Below are 18644 nucleotides of genomic sequence, written 5' to 3'. Positions count from 1 at the left end.
ATGACACCAACCGGCGCGAAGCGGACGTGGACAATGGGGCGGCGCGGTTTCATGCAGGCGGCCTGCGCGGCGCCATGCCTCTCCGCACTGTCTCTTGTGGGGCGCGAGGGAGTGGGGCGTGATGGGGCCATGCGAATCGGTGTGAACCTGGTCGAGGATGCCGCCGCGCCCTTTGGCAACGCGGCCGCGCTCCGCAGTTTTCGCGATCTTGCAAGGGCAGGCGCATCGGTCGTCGCGCTGATCCCCTTCTTCTGGCAGCCGGGGGAGAACGATCCACGGCTCGTGCCGGGCAGCGCGCTTTCCCCCGACGGTTTGCGGCGCGGTATGGCGCAGGCGCGCGAATGCGGTCTCGATATCGTGGTAAAGCCGCATGTCTGGGTGCCGGAACGGTGGGCCGGGGCCATTTTCTTCACCGCCGAAGAGGACTGGACCGCATGGTTCGCCGCCTATGAAAATGCGCTGCTTCCCCATGCCAAGGCGGCGGCGGAGGGCGGCGCCACGACGTTTTGCATCGGTACGGAGCTGCGCCATACGACCGGTCGCCCGGAATGGGGCGGGATCATCGAACGGCTGCGCGATGCGTTTCCGGGGCGGCTGACCTATGTCGCGCATAATGCCGCGGGGGCGGCGGCGGTCGCGTTCTGGGACCGGCTCGATATGATCGCCATGACGTCCTACCCCGTTCTGGGACCGGGTTCCGACCCCGCGGCATGGCGAAAGGCAATGCGCGTGGAGTTGAGCGTGTTGCGGGGGTTGGGCGTGCGTCATGCGAAACCGGCGTGGCTGGGCGAGATCGGCTTGCGCTCGGTCGGGGGCGCCACGCTGCGCCCGTGGGAAAGCGCGGAGGAGCGCGCCGGAACCCCGAACCTCGCCGTGCAGCGTGACGTTTTGTCGGCATGGCTCGACGAAGCGCGCGCCCTTGGTATCGATACGGCGCTGATCTGGCGCTGGTTGAGCGATCCGGACGGTGGCGGGTCTGGCGACACCGATTTCACCATTCAGAACAAGCCGGCGTCCCGGCTGCTCCGCCACGGGCGCTAGAACGCGAACCATATTCCTGTGAAGAAGCCGCGTTCGCGCAGGGCGTTCGTGCCGCCGATGGTGCCCATCAAACCGGCCTGGAGCGCGATTGCGGGCGACACCTGCTGCACCGCGCCCAGTTGCACGTTGTAATAACGATATTCGTCGAAAATGCCCCGGCCCGCGCCATCGCTGATCGTGTTGAAGCTTTGCGCCATGATGAGCAGGTCGGCGCTTGGCCGGTAGCCAAGGGTCACGTCGGCGTGAAATTCGTTCGGCGGGTCGCCTTCGCGCAGGCGGTAGCTGCCCTGCGCATCGACGAAAGCGCCATGCGCACCCGCCGCGATATTGTGAAATCCGCGCAGGCGAAGATCATATTCGGTGCCGGTGTTGCCCACCTGCGCGAGCCGGTCATCGCGAGTGAAACCGGGAATGCGCAGCGCACCTTCGGCCGCAAGCCAGGCGCCGTCGTCGCCAAGCAGCCGGTAACGCGCCCCCAGATCGGTATAGCCAAGCCCGCTGTCGTCGTCCTCACCCTCGACCGAGATGTTGCGAAAGCTTGGCTTCACCACGAGCGTGAGGTCCGGCGTCACGCGATATTCGGCGAGCAGGAAAAGCTCCATCTTCTCGTAATCGGGGATGTCGATCGTGTCGCCATCGGGGCCGAACCCGCGCGTGCTGTTCGAATAGTAGAACGTGGCGATGATCTGTCCGTCCCTTTGCGCAGGCGGCGCGGCGTCGGCCCCGATATCCTGCGCAAGGGCGGGAAGGGCAGGGAACAGGGCGGCGCATGCCAGAGCGAGGATACAGGTTCGGGGGGTCATTGGCGCTCCACTAGCATGGTCTTGGTTTCGTGAATGATGCGATCGGCCGCGGGGCCAAGATCGCCCGGTTTCGCCCACGCCGTCCGGATCATCAGGGCGACGTGCTGCGACTGTATCGAATTGCCGTGATGGATGCGCCGCGCCGCGATCGCGCGTGCGGCCTGCTCCCCCCAATGGTCCAGCGCGCCGGGCGACGATGCGCCAGGCTCGATCCCCATGAACATGCCGGGGCCATAGGCGGTGAGCATGACGCCGACAGGCGCCGGTATCGAGCGCAGCAGGCCCGCGACGTCGCGCACCATGGCCTCGGCGCTATCCTGTCCATGCAATTCGACGAAGCCGGGAAAATCGACGATCCGGACCAGAGCGATAGCAGCGGGCCTGTCGCGCCGGCGGCAATCGGACACCACGAGATCGAACGCACGTTCGCGCAAAAGGTCGGTATCGGGGTCGATCAGGCTGAAACTGATCTGCCCCTGCTTGAGCGCGGCGTTCTGCAATTGCAGCTCTTCTTCGCGCAAGGCACGCCGCTCACGCTCGCGCTGCATCCGCAACAGCGTGCGTATGCGGGCCAGCAGCCGGACATCGTTGATCGGCTTGGTCAGGAAATCGTCCGCGCCTGCCATGAACGCCTGATTCAGCGTTTCGGCATCGTTTGTTGCCGTCAGCATCAGGATCGGCAGTCGGCGCGTATGGCGCGACAATCGCAAACGGGCGCATACCTCCAGCCCGTCGATATCGGGCATGCGTATATCGAGCACGACGAGCGCATAGGAAGGGGCGAAGGCCGCCGTGCCGCCATCGTCGCCGATCCCGCACATGTGCAACGCTTCGCGCCCGCCGCGTGCGATGTCGACATGGTCGAAGCCGCCTTTCATCAGCATCGCCTTCGTGATCAGCGCGCTTTCGGGGACGTCGTCGACCACGAGGATTTTCGTCTGTTCGCCTGCGCCCATTATTTCGCCTCGCCGCTTGTTTCGTAAACACGCCATCGAGGGCCGTCATATACAAGATCGTAACCGGGATGGCCGTCGTCATAAAGATCGGGAAAAATACGGCCCACCCGGTCGCTCCCGTAAACCGACCCGCTGTCGCGCACGACCAACATGTGCGCGTCGGTCTGCCCGCGCAGCGAGGCGAGCGTGAAGGGCCTGTCCTCGCTCGTCCATATTCCGTCCGGATCGCCGCGAAGTGCGATGACCGCCGGTGCCGCCTCCGCATCGAAGAGGATTCCCGCCCGCCCGCGAAGCACGCGGGCCACACCGGCGAGTTCCGGGTCGGCGACGGGAACGGGGCGATGTAGCGCCGCGGCCTTCCATCGCTCCGTCTCCGGCGAACCATCCGCGAGGATCAGCACCCCGCCACCCACCGCGCCGGCGACGAGCAGAAGCAGCTCCACCCGGCGCAACCGGTTGAGCGGCCAGCGCGCGACGCAGCATGCCGCCGCCGTGACGCCCAGGCTTGCCGCCACCGCAGGGGAGGGGAACAGGCCGAATGCAAAGGCCAGGATCATCGCGCCGAGCAGCGAGAGAAGCAGCGCCATCACGGCATAGCGCAGCGGGGCCATCCCTTTCGCCGCATAAAACATCGACACCGCCGCAGGGCACACGGCGAACAGGCCGGCCGCGCCAAGGGCGACGGCCTGCCATGGTGCCGGAACGCTGCGGCCCGACGGGTTTGCGCCCAGACCGGCGGCCTCCCGGCTGATCGCGTCAACGAAGGACAGCGGATCGAACGCGAATACCCAATTGATATAAAGAAACGAAAGCAGGGCGAAAATGACCGGGAAAAGGAGGATGAGATAGAGCGCGACCGGGGCCGCGCGCAAACGATCCGCCGGCATGACGAGCGCGAGGAAAGGCACGCTGGCGAAAACGAGGATCAGACCGTAGGGATGCGCGAACGCCATGATGCACAGCCCGACCGAGATCAGCATCAGATCATTGACCCGTTCCCCCCGCCGCAAACCGAAAGCGCCCAGCGCGGTGAGCCAGAAGCCCCAGTGCAGGACCACGAAACCGATCCCTTCGCCCGCCGCGCGCAGGAACACCGGATTGAACAGCAATGCGCCGCTCGCCGCCGCGGCCTCCCAGCGGGACAGGCCATTGATGGTAAAGGCGCGATACCAGGCCAGCGCCAGCAGCGCCGAAAGCCCCGCGCTCAACAGCGACAGGCCGGATGTTCCCCCATCGGGAAAGACATAGCCGAACATCACCGCAGCAATGTAGGGCACGGGGGGAAACGCCGTCACGATCGAAGCGAAGGACAGCGATCCCGAAAGACCGAGCAAGGCGCGGCCATGGAGATCGAGATCGCTCGCCGATACGAAACCGCGCAAATGGAACGCGAAGACCGCCGCAACGAACAGGCACACGAGCACCGACAGGACCGTGGGGAGGGTGAGGCGCGACAGGTTCATGCGGCCGACTGTCCCGCACGCGCCTTGCTCACTTCCTCGGCCGTGTGTTTCGACAGGCCATGCTCCGTCTTTTCCCAGTAGAACGGCTTTGTCACAAGCTGCCACGCGCCCTTCCATGCGGCGACGGACATCAGCACCCAGTACCAGATTACGGTCAGGCTGAAGGGAACGAGCGAAAGCCAGTTCCGCCGAAACGGGGCAAGCATCATGATGAACACGAAAAGCCCATTGCCCGCCAGCAGGTTGAACAGCGAAAGATACAGGAGCGCCGGGGGAAAGAACACGTCGAACGCGCCGATCTCGGTCACCAGCCAGACCACGAATATCGCCCAGAAAACGGGGTTGAGCAGGCCCGACAGCATCGTCCCGCCGATGAAGAACACGAAGCCCAGAATGCCCAGCGTGCCGATGGTGCGATAGAGGTGCAGCGGCCGGCGTGTATGCACCAGGAACGTCTGCATATACCCCTTGATCCAGCGGGAGCGTTGCCGGATCCAGTTGGATTGCGAGACATTCGCCTCCTCGAACGTGGTGGAGGCGGCGAGCCGGACCTCATATCCCTTCTGCGTAAGGCGAATGCCGAGATCGGCATCCTCGGTCACGTTGAAAGGATCCCACGCCCGCAATTCGCGCAGCACATCCATGCGGAAATGGTTCGACGTGCCGCCAAGCGGGATGGGGATCTTCAGCTTTTCCAGACCCGGCAGCATGAGATCGAACCACAAGGAGTAGTCGAGCGTGAACAGCCGCGTCAGCCAGTTTTCCTCCCGGTTGAAGTAGTTGAGCCGGCATTGCACGCAGGCGACATGGGCCGGCGAACGCTGAAACGTGACGACGACTTTCTTGAGCTGGTCGGGCTCGGGCTTGTCCTCCGCATCGTAGATCACGAGATATTCGCCCCGCGCGAACTTGAGTGCGTAATTGCACGCCTTGGGCTTCGTCTGCGGCTGTGAGGGGGGGACGAGCACGATCTCGAATATGCTTTCGAGACCGAGGGCGGTCGCGGCGTCGATCGTGACCTGGTCGCCTTCCTCCAGCACGATTTTAATGTCGAGCCGGCTGGTCGGATAATCGAGTTCGCGCAGCGCATTGGCGACGATCGGCAGTACATCGGGTTCGCGGAACATCGGCACGAGCACGGTATAGACCGGCAGATCCTCGTCGCGCAGCATGGCGACCGCGGCGTCGAGCTGTCGCTCGCTCGCATGCTGACGCCGCCCGCCGGACCAGACCAGCACGCTCTTGAACGCAAAATTGCCGAGATAGAACACCGTCATCATCACGTTGACGGCGATCAGCGTTGCCACCGGCGCCAGTGCGAGGCCGATCGCGATGGCCGTGATGGCGAGCCAGGCGCACATGATCTGTGCCGGGGTAAAGACCGTTTGCGCCGACATGACGGGATCGTGTTCGGCAAGGTCGTAGACCGCGGCATGGCTGAAACGCTTTGAAAAAACGTCTTGAACGGCCTGTAATATCTGCTGTTTCGAGGCGATGGCGATGCGCACGTTATCGCCCCATCCAGCGCGCGCATACAGAATGACCTCCGGCCCCGGAAGCGCGGTTACGACGGTCGTGATGCCGCCGTCCTCGCGCCAGGGAATGACGAGTGTGCGCATGTAACGGGCAACCTCCCCCTCGTCGAGGAGGTGGGGCGAGGGGGGATCGCGTTCGAGATCGACCAGCGCGACGCCGAACCGGTCGGCGAGCGCAGCGTAATAATCGTCCGCCGCGATCCAGTTCTTCGTCAGCATGACATCGACGAGGCTGGAGCCCCATCGCGCGGCGAGCTCGCTCGCCTCGTTCAGCTGTCGCGCGGTTACCAGCCCGCGTTCGGCGAGAAAATCGCCGGTCCAGCTATCAATGGAAGGGGAGCTTGCCACCCTTAATCATCCGAACGTGACGAGGACAGGACGCGCCGCAACAGATAGACGAAGCCCAGCGTGAGAAGAAGCCAGCCCAGCCCGATGATCCAGAGCCGATAGCGTTCGAAGAACTGCCACACCGAAAACTGATCCGGATAGCGAATGTCGATCAACCTCTCACGCTCGCTGTTGAAGGCGAAATCGATGCGGTTCCCGTCGAGGAACGCGACATTGCCATAGCCCAGCACCGCCGGGCCCGCAGCTTGCGCGATATCGTCAAAGCCGCTGCCCGGTCTGATCCAGAGGAGGGTCCGGCCGCCCATGTCGCCGAACTGCACCGTTGTATGCCGGGCGATCGCGGCGGAATCGAGGATCGTCTGACCCGCTGGGCTGTCGAGCCGGATCGCCCCCTGATCGAAACGGACCACCGGGTCGAACCCCTCCGGCGCGGCGGTCCCGACAAGGACGACGGGGCCATCGTCCGGCACATCGCCATAGGTCACCGCAATATCGGCGCCCGCATTGACGAGCGGGCCGAGCAGCGCCGCCACCGGGGCGAGATCGCGCGGACCGCGCAGAACCGCGGTGAACCCGGCGTTGAACGCGGAAGGAAGATCGGAAAAATCCACCGGCTCACCCGTCGGGCCGGTGACGATGCGGCTGGAGGGGAGGAGCTGTGCCGGGTAACCCTGCGGCGCGAACCTGCAATCGCCGCCGGCGGTCTGCCGGGTGACGCGCACTTCCAGCCGGTTCCGCGAGGCGGCGATGCCTTCGGGAAAGGTGACGGGAATGCGCGTCGGCTCGTCCATTGCCGCCGTCATGCTGGCGAGGAGCACTCCGTTCATCGTTACGGTGATGACCGGCGCCGTGGCGCCGCCATCGTTCGCCACCGCCACGTCGAGTTCCGCGCCCGTCATGCGCTCCCCCGCCGGGATGGCGGAGGCGGGAATCGACACGCCCCATTCCGCGCTGTCGGCGAAACTCCTGACCGTGGTATCCGCGCCGAGATCCGCGATGGTCAGCGTTTGCGCAGCCCCCGTTGCCCGGCGCGCGGCGATCGTGGCCGCGGGCGTGGCGGCCAGCGTGCGTCCCTCAGCTCGCAGGAACCGGACCGCCGCCACAGGATCGTCTCCGCCGATCTGCAATGCCGGACCGTCCGACCCATCCACGACGGCCAGCGCAGGGCCATTGCCGCGCGCGATCCGCACCGTGCCATTTGACCAGCCCGCATTGCCCGTGGCCACCGCATCAGGTCCGCCCGCCAGCCTTGCATCGGGTAGGCCGAGCAGCAGCGAAAGCGCCGCTGCCGCCTCCGCCGGGCGGGGATCGGGGGGCAGGACGATATTGACGGCGCGCGGCATCGCGGCGGCGAGCACGCCAATATCGGATAAACCGCCCCTGCCGAAACTGGCGGACAGACCGCCGGTCCCGTCGAAGGCGAGATAGGCGCCCGAAACGCGCTGATCGACGCAGCGGTCTTCGGTTATGGCGCCGGAATAAACGATCCGCGCCGCCAGAAAGCCGCCCTCTATCATGTCGGGTGTGAGCGGAATGTCGATCACGCCTTCGGAATACCCGTCGGACAGCGCGGTGACAAAGCGCGTCCGCCCGCCGATTTCGATGGCGACGGCACGGCGGCTGTCGAAGGCCGCATTGGACCGGTAGGGCAGGCGAAGCCGCATGTCGCCGACGTCCAGTCCGGCGGGGATCGGGAAATAGAGTTCGCGCGTGCCGGAAAGCCCGTCCATCTCGAACCCCTCGCCCAGGCCGAGTTCGCTCAGCGCGATGAAACGCGATACCGAACCCTCCATCTGCGAAGGGGACGATGCCGCCATCGCGCGTTGCGGCGAAGGCGCGGAAGCTTGCTCCGCCGCCCCCTGCGCAAGGACGGTCGATGTCAGAACGGCGACCGCGGACGCGGTCCAGAAATACGGGGTAATTTTCATTGCGAACCCTTGGGAGTCGCCGAGTTTACGGTCGGTAAACTGCAATCGGAACCCGAAATTTATTGCTATCGTCCATCGGACCAAATAGGTAATATTTCTCTCTTATTTGCTCCGTTCCGGTTCTAATCGAACGCGCGCTTCGATAGAAGTCCGTTTAAGACCAAAGCCGGATTTTGCACAGATGAAGGAGACGCACGCCGATGGATGACGCTGTCATGGCTGCTTTTGCCGGCGTCGCGATCGGGTTGGCGATCGTGTGCGTGTGGCTGCTGCTGAGCCGGGGGCGGGCCGCGTCGACGGGGTCTGAGGAGGCGGTGGGCGGGACCGATGCACCGCCAATCGCCGAGACGGGCGACGATCGGCACGATATGCCCGCACCAATCCCCGTTCGCGAGGAGCAGCCGGAGCATACCGGCGAAATACCGGGCCTGACCGAGGTGGAGGCGAAGGTCGCGGCGAACGCGCCGGACGATCGCGCCGCCCCCGACGTTCGCGATGTGTCGGGCGCACGCATATTGCTGGCCGAAGATTGCGACATCAGCCGCGAAGTCCTTCTCGGCATGCTACGCGATCTTGGCGTGGAGGGCGAGGCGGTTGCCGACGGGCAAGAGGCAATCGATGCGGTGGAACGCGCGCATCGCGAAGGGCGGCAATTTCGCTGTCTATTGATGGATATGGAAATGCCGGTCATGGGCGGGTTGGCCGCCGCGCGTGCGATCCGTGCCAAGGGTTTCGCCGCGCCGGACCTGCCCATCCTGGCCATCACCGCCAATGGCGAGGCGGAGGATACAGCACGCTGTCTCTCCGCCGGAATGCAGGATCATCTGACCAAGCCGTTGAGCAGCGAACGCCTGCACGATGCGCTTTGCAAGTGGGTCGATGCGCCGCTGACGACGCCGGATGAGGCGGCGCGCCGCGACGATCCGGTCACCTCGCTGGAGGCGCTTTATGCGCGGCGCAAGCAGGAACTGCTGATCGAGATCGAGGATTATCTGGCGCTCGAAATCCCGGATGCCGACAGGACCGAGAAACTGCGCGATGAAATGCACATCATGGCCGGAATCGCGGCGCATTTCGGCGATGAGGAGATCGGCGAGCGTGCGCGGCACCTTCAACACGAGCTGGGCGAGGGCGGGGGCCGCGCCGATCTCGTCAAGCTTTCACGCCGGCTGAAGCAGGGGTAGCGGTACGCCGCCCGCGTGCCCCCGCGCGCGGGTTCAGCCGTCGTCGGTGACCATGGTGACCACGCGATTGACGACATCCTCGGCCGGGCGCGGCTTGGCGATGACCGGGGCGCCGATCTCGCGCAGATATTCGCCCACCCGGTTGAGGTCGCCCGTGTGCAGCACGAAGGGTATCTTGCGATCAAGCAGCGCCGAGGCCGTTTCCGCGCAGGTGACCCCGCGGCCTAGGCTAACGTCGAGCACGGCACCCGCGATGGGCCGCTGTTCAATACAGCGTAGCGCCTCATCGTTATCGGATGCGGTCACCGCCTCGTGGCCTGCATCCTCGAACGCGAATTTCAGGTCCATGGCGATAAATGGCTCGTCCTCGAGCACAAGGAAAGTTTTCATGTAGAGGTCTGTCTATCCGTTCTGAATGGGTATGGAGATCCGAGCGAACAATCCGCCGGCCCGCCATTCGAGGTCGAGCAATCCGCGCGCATGTTCGAGCAGGACGCGCGCAATATTGAAGCCGGTCCCGCTCGCCGCCTCGGACATGTCTGGCTCCCTTTCTATGGAAGGGCCGCCCTGTTCCTCCCATTCGATTTCCAGCGCGGAATTACCGAACCGGTCGCGCACATGGCCCCAGGATACGGTGACCGTGCCCGCGCCATTCGAAAGCGCGCCATATTTCGTGGCATTCGTGGCAAGCTCGTGCAGCGTCAGGCCGATGGCCGACACCGCATTGGGTTCGGTGCGCGTACCATTGCCCGAAAAACGGATACGGTCGCCTTCGGGATCATAGGGGGCGAGCACCGAGCGTATGGCCTGTCCGATATGGATCGTGCCCATCGCCGCATCGTCCAGCGTCGGTTCGTAGGATCGGCCGAGCGCCTGCACCCGTTCGTTGATCTTGCGGGCGACGGGGCGTGCGTCCATCGACCGTCCGGTCACGTTCACGATGCCGCCGATCACCGAAAAAACATTCTTCAAACGGTGCGATATTTCGCGGGCGATGGCCTTGGCATGACGTTCCTCGGCACGGGATTCGTGAATGTCGGTGACGTCCCACTGGCTGCCGAAAAAATATTTCAGCTTCCCGTCGTCGCCGTAAATCGGCCCGAGGTGGAGCGCGTTCCAGAAAGTCGAACCGTCCTTGCGATAATTCAGCAGTTCAACGACGATCACCTTTTCTTCGGTGATGGCGTCACGGATCTTTGCGACCTGCTCCTGATCCGTACCGGGGCCTTGGAGAAAGCGGCAGTTTTCACCGACGATATCAATCTCGTCATAGCCGGTCAGACGCTGAAACGCTTCGTTGCAGAAGACGATCGGCGTATCCGGGGCGTGAGGATCGGACAGGCACACGGCCATGCGCGTTTGTGCCATAGCCTGCTCGAACAGGAGGCCCGATGCGCCGGAAAATCGATTATTGCCGCCCGGCCTGCCATCGATCGTTCGCAGGGCCTGTCGCGAGGATACCGGTTTTTCGTCCTTGATCATTCTTCTCCCCGCGATGCAGCGGCACCGTTTCCTGGCGTTTGGTCAAGGACAGATGCACGCGAGACGGACCGCATGTTTCCGGCGGACACGCCGCGTTTAGTTTCGTGAACCCCGGTTTAGGCGTTATGTTCCGTGCTGCCAAGGTCCGCATCTCTTGGCGTGGACTGAGGTCCGATGATAGGCACCCAGCAATTCGCGACGATCCGCCCGCCCCGGACGACGGGTGGAACCCGCGGCCCGGACCCAAAGCGCGGCATGGCCGTTATTCATGCATGAGGCAGACGACGCTTCGTCTGCGATGACGCAAAGGATTGAAAAATGGGCGAACTGACCGACAAGATCAAAGGCAATGCGAATGAAGCAGCCGGCAAGGTGAAGCAGCAGAGCAACGATCCCGAAACCCGCGCCGATGGCCGCGCGCAGGAAGCCGAAGGCAAGGGCCAGCAGCTCAAGGGCGAGGTCAAGGGCAAGATGGGCGACGATATCTGATCCCATCGGACCCGACGACGTAAAAAGCGCACCGTTCCCCGATGGGGCGGTGCGCTTTTTAATTATGCGGCGGCTTCATTGTGCGGCGACGCGGTTTGGCCGTGAAGGCGAAGTTACTGCCCGGAAAAATCGGGCGTCCGCTTTTCGAGGAACGCATCCACGGCCTCGTGGTGGTCGTCGGTGTCGTGGGCGATCGCCTGCATCGCCGCCGAAAGTTCCAGAATATCGGAGAGCGATTGCTGTCGCGCGCGGCGGAGCAGGCGCTTTGTCATGCGTGTCGCGCGCACCGGATTGGCCGCGATGCCGTCCGCCATATCCATCGCCTCGGGCATGAGCCGTTCGGCCGGATGCACCGCGTTCACCAGGCCGAGAGCGAGCGCCTGCGCCGCGTCATAGCCGCGCGAGGTCAGCATCATTTCCGCCGCCCGCGCATAGCCGATCGCCTGTTGCAGCGCCCACGCCCCGCCATCGCCGGGGATCAGCCCGATCTTCGTAAACGAGGCGGCAAATGTCGCATCCTCGCTCGCAATCCGAATGTCGCACAGACATGCGATGTCGCAGCCAAGTCCCACCGCCGGCCCGTTCACCGCCGCGATGAGCGGAACCTCGCAGGCCTCCATTGTGCGGGAAATTTCCTGCACCCCCCGGCGGTAGACGCGGCGCGTATCGTCCGCATTGTCGCGGGGGCCGATGCCGGTCTTCGCCTTCATCGCCGAAAGATTGCCGCCCGCACTGAAACCCCGGCCATTTCCGGTCAGGATCGCGGCTGCGACCGTGATGTCGGCGTTCACCGTGCCGATGGCGGTGACCAGATCCTCGCAATCGGAAAAATCGGCAATGGCATTCAACCGGTCGGGACGGTTCATGCGCAGGATCGCAACCGGACCCTTGCGCTCGATCGTTACGAAATCACCCATCGTTGCGCTCTCCTTTTCGCACCCGGTCATAGGGGCTCTCGGCGGCGACTGCCACCCGCGATCGGTTCGGCGCAAAAATCGCGGCATTCCAACGAGTCGGTGCTTGCAACCCATGCGGTTTTGTGATTCTGTCGCGCGATGCCCGCAAAGCGTTCCAGACCCCACGACATTCGCGTGACGCGCCCGCGTGTGCGGCGTCGCAACATGGGTCGCGTCACCGCCGCGATCGCGGTCGGCGTGCTGTGTGCGACTGCGCTCGTGGGGCCGACGGGCGTACGAGCGTGGAGCGATTCGACGCAGCTTCTGGAGCAGAGAGAGGCGGAGCTTGCGCAGCTTCGCGCCGAACGTGATCGCGTCGCGAACCGTGTGCAACTGCTCGATCCCAACAATGCCGATCCGGATCTCGTCGGCGAATTGCTGCGCCGCAATCTGAACGTGGCGCATCCCGACGAGGTCGTCATTCCCCGCGATTGAGGATGAACCCGCGTCGCATTGTAATCATGCATTGCGCGGTGCGCAGCGTCTTGCGCAATGGCGCTCCCCGTCTCTATAGGATGGTGAAACGCGGTCCGCCCTTTTGACGGACCCTTTGGCTGATCGAACCCGAGGATTTCTATCTTGTCAGACAAGCCCGCCGCGAAAGCGGACAGCGTGACCGCACCGGTCGAAGATCCCGATTTCAAGCTCGCGACGCTTCAGGATCGTTTCGAGGAAACGGGCCGGTTCGAAGCATCGGACGAGCAGCTTCTCGACCTATACAAGCAGATGCTGCTCATCCGCCGGTTCGAGGAGAAGGCCGGCCAGCTTTACGGTCTCGGCCTGATCGGCGGGTTCTGCCACCTCTATATCGGACAGGAAGCCGTCGCCGTCGGCCTGCAATCCGCATTGGCGGAGGGCAAGGACAGCGTCATCACCGGCTATCGCGATCATGGCCACATGCTCGCCTACGGCATCGATCCCAAGGTGATCATGGCGGAACTGACCGGGCGCCAGGCCGGCATCTCCAAGGGCAAGGGCGGCTCGATGCACATGTTCAGCACCGAGCACGCCTTTTACGGCGGACACGGCATCGTCGGCGCGCAGGTGCCATTGGGCGCAGGGCTCGCCTTCGCGCACAAATATCGCGAGGATGGCGGCGTCTGCCTCGCCTATTTCGGCGACGGCGCGGCCAATCAGGGGCAGGTTTACGAAACCTTCAACATGGCCAGCCTGTGGCAATTGCCGATCATCTTCGTGATCGAGAACAATCAGTATGCGATGGGCACCAGCACCGTCCGGTCCAGCGCGGAAACCGAATTTCACCGCCGCGGTGCCGCGTTCCGCATTCCCGGCATGGACGTGGACGGCATGGACGTGCTCGCCGTGCGCAGCGCCGCCGAAATCGCGCTCGAACATGTGCGTGGCGGGGGCGGGCCGGTGTTGATGGAACTCAACACCTATCGCTATCGCGGTCATTCGATGTCCGACCCGGCGAAATACCGCACCCGCGACGAGGTGAAGGACATGCGCGAAAACCACGATCCGATCGAGGCTGCGAAGGCCGAACTGATCAAGCGCGGCATGGACGAGGCCAAGTTGAAGGATCTGGAAAAAGACATTCGCGCCCAGATCAGCGAAGCCGCCGATTTCGCCGAAAGCTCGCCCGAACCCGACGCATCCGAACTTTACACCGACGTTCTGGTGGAGAAATACTGATGGCCACCGCAATCAAGATGCCCGCCCTTTCGCCGACGATGGAGGAGGGCACGCTGGCCAAATGGCTGGTCAAGGAAGGCGATCAGGTCGGACCCGGCGACATCCTCGCCGAGATCGAGACCGACAAGGCGACCATGGAATTCGAGGCCATCGACGAAGGCACGGTCGGCAAGCTGACCGTGGCCGAGGGTACCGAGGGCGTGAAGGTCGGCACGGTGATCGCCGTGCTCGACGGCGATGAAAGCGACATCGAGGACGGCGCCCCTGCCAAGAGCGAAGCGCCCAAGGACGTCGGGGGCGAGGGCAAGGACACCGGCCGCGAACCGAGCGAGGCCGAAGTGACCAAGTCCGAGGCGCAGGCCGAACCCGTCCGCGATCCCGAAGTGCCCGAGGGCACGAAAATGGTTTCGCTCTCCGTCCGCGAAGCCTTGCGCGACGCCATGGCGGAGGAAATGCGCGCCGACGACCGCGTGTTCGTCATGGGTGAGGAAGTCGCCGAATATCAGGGCGCGTACAAGGTTACCCAAGGACTGCTGGACGAGTTCGGCGCCAAGCGCGTGATCGACACGCCGATCACCGAATATGGCTTTGCCGGTGTTGGCACCGGTGCGGCGATGGGCGGCCTTCGTCCCATCGTGGAGTTCATGACGTTCAACTTCGCGATGCAGGCGATCGATCACCTCGTGAACTCGGCGGCAAAGACGAATTACATGTCGGGCGGACAGATGCGGTGCCCGGTCGTGTTCCGCGGCCCCAACGGCGCGGCATCGCGCGTCGCGGCGCAGCACAGCCAGAATTACGGCCCGTGGTATGCCAGCGTGCCGGGTCTCGTGGTCATCGCCCCCTATGACGCCGCCGATGCGAAAGGCTTGTTGAAGGCCGCGATCCGCACCGAGGATCCGGTCGTCTTCCTCGAAAACGAATTGCTGTATGGCAAGAGCTTCGACCTGCCGGACCTCGACGACTGGGTCCTGCCCATCGGCAAGGCGCGCATCGTTCGGGCCGGCTCGGACGTGACCATCGTATCCTACTCCATCGGGGTGGGCCTCGCTTTGGAAGCGGCGGAGGAACTGGCCTCGCAAGGGATCGACGCTGAGGTGATCGACCTGCGCACGCTTCGCCCGCTCGACACGAAGACCGTGCTGGACAGCCTGGCCAAGACGAACCGTCTGATCGTTGCCGAGGAAGGCTGGCCGACCTGCTCCATCGCGAGCGAGATCATCGCCGTGTGCATGACCGAAGGGTTCGACCATCTCGACGCGCCGGTGCTGCGCGTGTGCAACGAAGATGTGCCGCTGCCCTATGCCGCCAATCTGGAGAAGGACGCATTGCTCAAATCGTCGAGCATCGTCGCTGCGGCAAAGAAGGTCTGCTACAAGGATTGAGGGCGCAGGGAACGCGACCGTTAAAGACCCCGGTGCGAATTTCGCGCCGGGGTTTTTTCTTGCACCTGACCCATGCCGCGACGATGGGGTGCCCATGAGTTTCGACGAAAACGGACCCACCACCGCGCAGATCGACGCGCTCATCCCGCCGCCGGTGCGTCTGGCGTTGGCCTATGCGCCGCGGCACGCGCGGGCCGCATGGCGCGCGTTCATGGCGCTGGACCGGCGGCTGGCGCAATTGATCGATCCCTCGCGCGAACCGATGCTGGCGCAGATGCGGCTGGCGTGGTGGCGGGAGACATTCGCGCGCCCGGCCGCGGAATGGCCGGCGGGGGAGCCATTGCTGGCCGCGCTGCGCCCGTGGGGAGAAGCGCGCGGCGCGCTTACCGAACTCGTCGACGGGTGGGAGGCGATGATCGGAGATGCGCCGCTCGCGACCGTGGACATCGCCGCGGCGGCGCAAGGCAGGGCCGCGGCGTTGGCCGGACTTTCGCAGGTGCTGAACGGCGGGGCGGTTTCGGCGCTTGCCTATCGCTGGGCATTGGCGGATTTCGTGGTGCATATGGGGGATGAGACGGAGCGTTCGCGCGCGATGACACTGCTCCGCGCGGCACCGGCGCCCGAACGAAGGGCGGGGCGGGCGATGCGTCCACTCAATGTGTTGGCGGCGATGACCGAACGCGCGGCGCATGAAAACCGACCCATCGGCGGGGCCGGAGACTTCGCGCGGGCGGTACGCGCCGGGTGGCTGGGCGCTTAATCATTTTGTATTTCGGGGCGCGCCTCTATACTCTGACGATATCACTTGTCAGGGGTCGCAAACCATGAACAGGACACTTTTGGGCGCATTGGGTGCGCTCGTGCTGGTCGCCATCGGGCTTTTCTGGTGGCAGGGGCGCGCGATCGAGGCGCCCGGCCCGCCGCCGCCCGAACCCGCGCCCACCGCCGAACCGAAGCAGCCCGACGCCCTGCCATCCGCCGACGTCGCGGATATGCGCGGGCCCGCCCTTCCCGAAGCGATCGAAATGACAAAGGAGCAGAAACGCTTCGCCCGTTACGACCGCAACAACGACAGCATCATTACCCGCAATGAGATGCTGTCCACCCGCGTCAATGCGTTTCGCAAGCTCGACAAGGACGGCAACAATCTTCTCACCTTCGAGGAATGGGCCGTCACCACCGTCGACAAGTTCGAAAAGGCCGACGCGAATGGCAACGGGCAGCTTACCGCCGCCGAATTCGCCACCACGCGCAGCCCGACGAAACCGCGAAAGCCGCGCTGCAATTGCTGATCACGCGGGCGCGGGGCTGCGCAGCGTGTTCTGCCATTCGGGGAAATCCTGTTTTGCGCGGGCGGTGTAGAACAGCTTGCGCTCCTTCTTCTTCACCTTGTCCTCCGGCGGCGGGAACAGGCCAAAATTGACGTTCATCGGCTGATAGCTTTCCGCCTCGGCATCGCCGGTGATGTGCGACAGCAACGCGCCCATCGCCGTCGTTCGCGGCGGCGCTGTCCACGGCGTTCCCGAAAGCTCCGCCGCCGCCATCAAGCCGGCCATCAGCCCGACCGCGCTGCTTTCGACATAGCCTTCGCAGCCGGTGATCTGGCCGGCAAAGCGCACATGGTCCGCCCCGCGCAAACGGAGTTGCCGGTCGAGCAGTTCGGGCGAATTGAGAAACGTGTTGCGATGCAATCCGCCCAATCGCGCGAACTCCGCATTCTCAAGACCCGGAATGGTGCGGAACAATTCCTTTTGTGCGCCCCATTTCAGCTTCGTCTGAAAACCGACCATGTTCCACAGCGTGCCGAGCCGGTTGTCCTGGCGCAATTGCACCACGGCATAGGGCCAGCGCCCCTGCGGAAATTCGGGCGTGGTGTCGCGCGGATTGTCGAGGCCCACGGGCTTCATCGGGCCATAGCGCAACGTGTCCACGCCGCGCGCCGCCATCACCTCGATCGGCATGCAGCCCTCGAAATAGGGGGTGTCCTTCTCCCACTCCTTGAACTCGGTCTTTTCCCCGTCGAGCAGGCCTTGATGAAAGGCGAGATATTGCTCCTTCGTCATCGGGCAATTGATGTAATCGCCCTCCTGCCCCTCACTTTCCGGACCGGATACCTTGTTCCAGCGCGACTGGATCCAGCAGATGTCCATGTCGATGCTGTCGCGGTAGACGATGGGCGCGATCGCATCGAAAAAGGCGAGGCTGTCGCGGCCCGTCGCCTGTCCGATGCTGTCGGCAAGGGCTGCCGCGGTCAGCGGGCCGGTCGCGACGATGGTCGGGCCGTCCGACGGAAGCCGGTCGATCTTTTCGCGCACGATGGTGATGTTGGGATGGTCGGTAAGCGTGCGTTCCACGTTCGCGCTGAACACGTCGCGGTCCACGGCCAGCGCCGAACCGGCGGGGACTCGCGCCTTTTCCGCCGCGGCCATGATGACCGAATTCAATTGCCGCATTTCATGGTGGAGCAGGCCGACCGCGTTCGACGTATCGTCGTCCGACCGGAACGAGTTGGAGCATACCAGCTCCGCCAGCGAATCGGAATGATGCGCCGGGGTCGTGCCGCCGCCGCCGCCGCGCATTTCGGACAGGCGCACGCGAAATCCGCGCTGTGCCAGTTGCCATGCCGCCTCGCTCCCGGCGAGACCGCCGCCGATAATATGGATATCGTGTTTCATACCGGCGGGTTAGCGATTGCGCAGGCGGCTTGGCAAATGCAATCAGGGCCATTGTACCGAATTGCTAAGGGAACCCATGGTAAAGCGCGCTTTGATCGAACGACGGCCCTGGCTGCTGCTCAGCCTGTTTTTCGGGGTTAGCTGGTGGTTCGTTGCGGGCGGCGCCGTGCCCGGCCTTTACCAGATCGCATGGAAGGGCGCGGCCGTCGGCGCTTTGGCGATTTATGCGTTTCAACGCCATCTGGGCCGTGATGGCGCGCTTATTGCCGGAGTGATGACACTCTACGCACTGGCCGACATGGCGCAGGAATTGTGGCTGGCGGCGGGCGGCGTGCTGCACGCCATCGGCCATTTGCTCGCCATCTGGCTGTTCGCGCGCAACCGGCGGGTCAATCCGGCCCGGTCGCAAAGGCTGGTCGGGATCGCCTTGGCCATCGGTGTGCCGCTCGATGCGTATCTGCTCGCATTCGGGGGTGAGGGGCGCTGGATGGTGGCGGGCTATGCGCTGATTCTCGGTGCGATGGCGGCGATGGCGTGGCAAAGCCGGTTTTCACGCTACCGCATCGGGGCGGGGGCGGTTCTGTTCGTGCTGTCGGACCTGCTGTTGATCGCGGTCAACGGTCCGCTGCGCAGCGTTGCCGTGGCGGGATCGCTGGTCTGGCCGCTTTATTATACGGGCGTGCTGATGATCTGCACCGGGGTGGTCGTCCGCCTCAGGCGCGAGCGCGGCTGAGGCGGACGGC

18 protein-coding genes are annotated in these 18644 nt (G+C 64.3%); 9 read left to right on the top strand and 9 right to left on the bottom strand.

Features of this window, described 5'->3' with window-relative positions; genetic code table 11:
* A complete protein-coding gene (locus K4G67_RS05855) occupies nt 1-1041 on the top strand; it encodes a glycoside hydrolase family 113 (protein WP_239805450.1) in 1041 nt (346 codons plus the stop codon).
* Here the strand turns inward: K4G67_RS05855 and K4G67_RS05850 are convergent.
* From K4G67_RS05850 to K4G67_RS05830, 5 genes are read right to left on the bottom strand one after another with little or no spacing between them, the layout of a single operon-like run.
* On the bottom strand, nt 1038-1844 hold the full coding sequence (locus tag K4G67_RS05850) for a transporter (protein WP_239805449.1): 807 nt from the start codon (nt 1842-1844) through the stop codon (nt 1038-1040). The genes K4G67_RS05855 and K4G67_RS05850 overlap by 4 nt on opposite strands.
* Nucleotides 1841-2800, bottom strand: a complete 960-nt coding sequence (locus K4G67_RS05845; RefSeq protein WP_239805448.1) for a response regulator — start codon at nt 2798-2800, stop codon at nt 1841-1843. The genes K4G67_RS05850 and K4G67_RS05845 overlap by 4 nt, the downstream gene beginning before the upstream one ends.
* Nucleotides 2800-4263 carry a hypothetical protein gene (locus K4G67_RS05840; protein WP_239805447.1) on the bottom strand — a complete coding sequence of 488 codons (1464 nt, stop codon included), beginning with the start codon at nt 4261-4263 and terminating at the stop codon, nt 2800-2802. Before K4G67_RS05840 ends, K4G67_RS05845 begins: the two co-directional genes overlap by 1 nt.
* A complete protein-coding gene (locus tag K4G67_RS05835; protein WP_239805446.1) occupies nt 4260-6146 on the bottom strand; it encodes a glycosyltransferase family 2 protein in 1887 nt (628 codons plus the stop codon). The genes K4G67_RS05840 and K4G67_RS05835 overlap by 4 nt, the downstream gene beginning before the upstream one ends.
* Before the next feature lie 2 nt (nt 6147-6148).
* Nucleotides 6149-8074: a hypothetical protein gene (locus tag K4G67_RS05830; RefSeq protein WP_239805445.1), complete on the bottom strand. Its 1926-nt coding sequence runs from the start codon at nt 8072-8074 to the stop codon at nt 6149-6151.
* Nucleotides 8075-8274: 200 nt separating this feature from the next.
* Between K4G67_RS05830 and K4G67_RS05825 the strand changes: the two genes are divergently transcribed.
* Entirely contained in the window at nt 8275-9258 is a 984-nt protein-coding gene (locus K4G67_RS05825) for a response regulator (RefSeq protein ID WP_239805444.1), read from the top strand.
* A 33-nt stretch (nt 9259-9291) separates the two neighbouring features.
* On the opposite strand, the gene K4G67_RS05820 is transcribed toward K4G67_RS05825, so the two are convergent.
* Nucleotides 9292-9648, bottom strand: a complete 357-nt coding sequence (locus K4G67_RS05820) for a response regulator (protein WP_239805443.1) — start codon at nt 9646-9648, stop codon at nt 9292-9294.
* Between the two features lie 12 nt (nt 9649-9660).
* Nucleotides 9661-10740 carry a PAS domain-containing protein gene (locus K4G67_RS05815; RefSeq protein ID WP_239805442.1) on the bottom strand — a complete coding sequence of 360 codons (1080 nt, stop codon included), beginning with the start codon at nt 10738-10740 and terminating at the stop codon, nt 9661-9663.
* 318 nt (nt 10741-11058) lie between these two features.
* Between K4G67_RS05815 and K4G67_RS05810 the strand changes: the two genes are divergently transcribed.
* On the top strand, nt 11059-11229 hold the full coding sequence (locus K4G67_RS05810; RefSeq protein WP_239805441.1) for a CsbD family protein: 171 nt from the start codon (nt 11059-11061) through the stop codon (nt 11227-11229).
* A gap of 113 nt (nt 11230-11342) precedes the next feature.
* On the opposite strand, the gene K4G67_RS05805 is transcribed toward K4G67_RS05810, so the two are convergent.
* Entirely contained in the window at nt 11343-12146 is an 804-nt protein-coding gene (locus K4G67_RS05805) for an enoyl-CoA hydratase-related protein (RefSeq protein ID WP_239805440.1), read from the bottom strand.
* A gap of 204 nt (nt 12147-12350) precedes the next feature.
* Between K4G67_RS05805 and K4G67_RS05800 the strand changes: the two genes are divergently transcribed.
* From K4G67_RS05800 to K4G67_RS05780, 5 genes are all read left to right on the top strand, one after another.
* A complete protein-coding gene (locus K4G67_RS05800) occupies nt 12351-12620 on the top strand; it encodes an FtsB family cell division protein (protein ID WP_239805439.1) in 270 nt (89 codons plus the stop codon).
* Nucleotides 12621-12764: 144 nt separating this feature from the next.
* Nucleotides 12765-13841, top strand: coding sequence for a pyruvate dehydrogenase (acetyl-transferring) E1 component subunit alpha (pdhA, locus tag K4G67_RS05795; protein ID WP_239805438.1), 1077 nt, complete (start codon nt 12765-12767; stop codon nt 13839-13841).
* On the top strand, nt 13841-15226 hold the full coding sequence (locus K4G67_RS05790) for a pyruvate dehydrogenase complex E1 component subunit beta (protein ID WP_239805437.1): 1386 nt from the start codon (nt 13841-13843) through the stop codon (nt 15224-15226). The genes pdhA and K4G67_RS05790 overlap by 1 nt, the downstream gene beginning before the upstream one ends.
* A gap of 94 nt (nt 15227-15320) precedes the next feature.
* Complete coding sequence (locus K4G67_RS05785) at nt 15321-15986, top strand: squalene/phytoene synthase family protein (protein ID WP_239805436.1); 666 nt, start codon at nt 15321-15323, stop codon at nt 15984-15986.
* Between the two features lie 64 nt (nt 15987-16050).
* The gene (locus K4G67_RS05780) at nt 16051-16518 is read left to right on the top strand and encodes an EF-hand domain-containing protein (RefSeq protein WP_239805435.1); all 468 of its coding nucleotides are present in this window, start codon (nt 16051-16053) and stop codon (nt 16516-16518) included.
* Here K4G67_RS05780 and trmFO read toward each other — a convergent pair whose 3' ends face one another.
* Nucleotides 16519-17901 carry a methylenetetrahydrofolate--tRNA-(uracil(54)-C(5))-methyltransferase (FADH(2)-oxidizing) TrmFO gene (gene trmFO / locus K4G67_RS05775; RefSeq protein WP_239805434.1) on the bottom strand — a complete coding sequence of 461 codons (1383 nt, stop codon included), beginning with the start codon at nt 17899-17901 and terminating at the stop codon, nt 16519-16521.
* Between the two features lie 76 nt (nt 17902-17977).
* Between trmFO and K4G67_RS05770 the strand changes: the two genes are divergently transcribed.
* Nucleotides 17978-18634, top strand: coding sequence for a lysoplasmalogenase family protein (locus K4G67_RS05770; protein WP_239805433.1), 657 nt, complete (start codon nt 17978-17980; stop codon nt 18632-18634).
* The last annotated feature ends 10 nt before the right edge of the window (nt 18635-18644 follow it).

The sequence above is a fragment of the Croceicoccus hydrothermalis genome (assembly GCF_022378335.1).
In the GTDB taxonomy this organism is placed as follows: Bacteria; Pseudomonadota; Alphaproteobacteria; order Sphingomonadales; family Sphingomonadaceae; genus Croceicoccus; species Croceicoccus hydrothermalis.
The sequence above is the reverse complement of the archived record's forward strand: the minus strand, read 5'-3'. Positions and strand labels throughout refer to the sequence as shown.

Coding starts and splice junctions, on each gene's coding strand:
- K4G67_RS05850 (WP_239805449.1), bottom strand. CDS start 1,844: ATGACCCCCCGAACCTGTATCCTCGCTCTGGCATGCGCCGCCCTGTTC.
- K4G67_RS05830 (WP_239805445.1), bottom strand. CDS start 8,074: ATGAAAATTACCCCGTATTTCTGGACCGCGTCCGCGGTCGCCGTTCTG.
- K4G67_RS05825 (WP_239805444.1), top strand. CDS start 8,275: ATGGATGACGCTGTCATGGCTGCTTTTGCCGGCGTCGCGATCGGGTTG.
- K4G67_RS05845 (WP_239805448.1), bottom strand. CDS start 2,800: ATGGGCGCAGGCGAACAGACGAAAATCCTCGTGGTCGACGACGTCCCC.
- K4G67_RS05770 (WP_239805433.1), top strand. CDS start 17,978: ATGGTAAAGCGCGCTTTGATCGAACGACGGCCCTGGCTGCTGCTCAGC.
- K4G67_RS05800 (WP_239805439.1), top strand. CDS start 12,351: ATGGGTCGCGTCACCGCCGCGATCGCGGTCGGCGTGCTGTGTGCGACT.
- K4G67_RS05805 (WP_239805440.1), bottom strand. CDS start 12,146: ATGGGTGATTTCGTAACGATCGAGCGCAAGGGTCCGGTTGCGATCCTG.
- K4G67_RS05815 (WP_239805442.1), bottom strand. CDS start 10,740: ATGATCAAGGACGAAAAACCGGTATCCTCGCGACAGGCCCTGCGAACG.
- K4G67_RS05840 (WP_239805447.1), bottom strand. CDS start 4,263: ATGAACCTGTCGCGCCTCACCCTCCCCACGGTCCTGTCGGTGCTCGTG.
- trmFO (WP_239805434.1), bottom strand. CDS start 17,901: ATGAAACACGATATCCATATTATCGGCGGCGGTCTCGCCGGGAGCGAG.
- K4G67_RS05810 (WP_239805441.1), top strand. CDS start 11,059: ATGGGCGAACTGACCGACAAGATCAAAGGCAATGCGAATGAAGCAGCC.
- K4G67_RS05790 (WP_239805437.1), top strand. CDS start 13,841: ATGGCCACCGCAATCAAGATGCCCGCCCTTTCGCCGACGATGGAGGAG.
- K4G67_RS05785 (WP_239805436.1), top strand. CDS start 15,321: ATGAGTTTCGACGAAAACGGACCCACCACCGCGCAGATCGACGCGCTC.
- K4G67_RS05780 (WP_239805435.1), top strand. CDS start 16,051: ATGAACAGGACACTTTTGGGCGCATTGGGTGCGCTCGTGCTGGTCGCC.
- K4G67_RS05820 (WP_239805443.1), bottom strand. CDS start 9,648: ATGAAAACTTTCCTTGTGCTCGAGGACGAGCCATTTATCGCCATGGAC.
- K4G67_RS05855 (WP_239805450.1), top strand. CDS start 1: ATGACACCAACCGGCGCGAAGCGGACGTGGACAATGGGGCGGCGCGGT.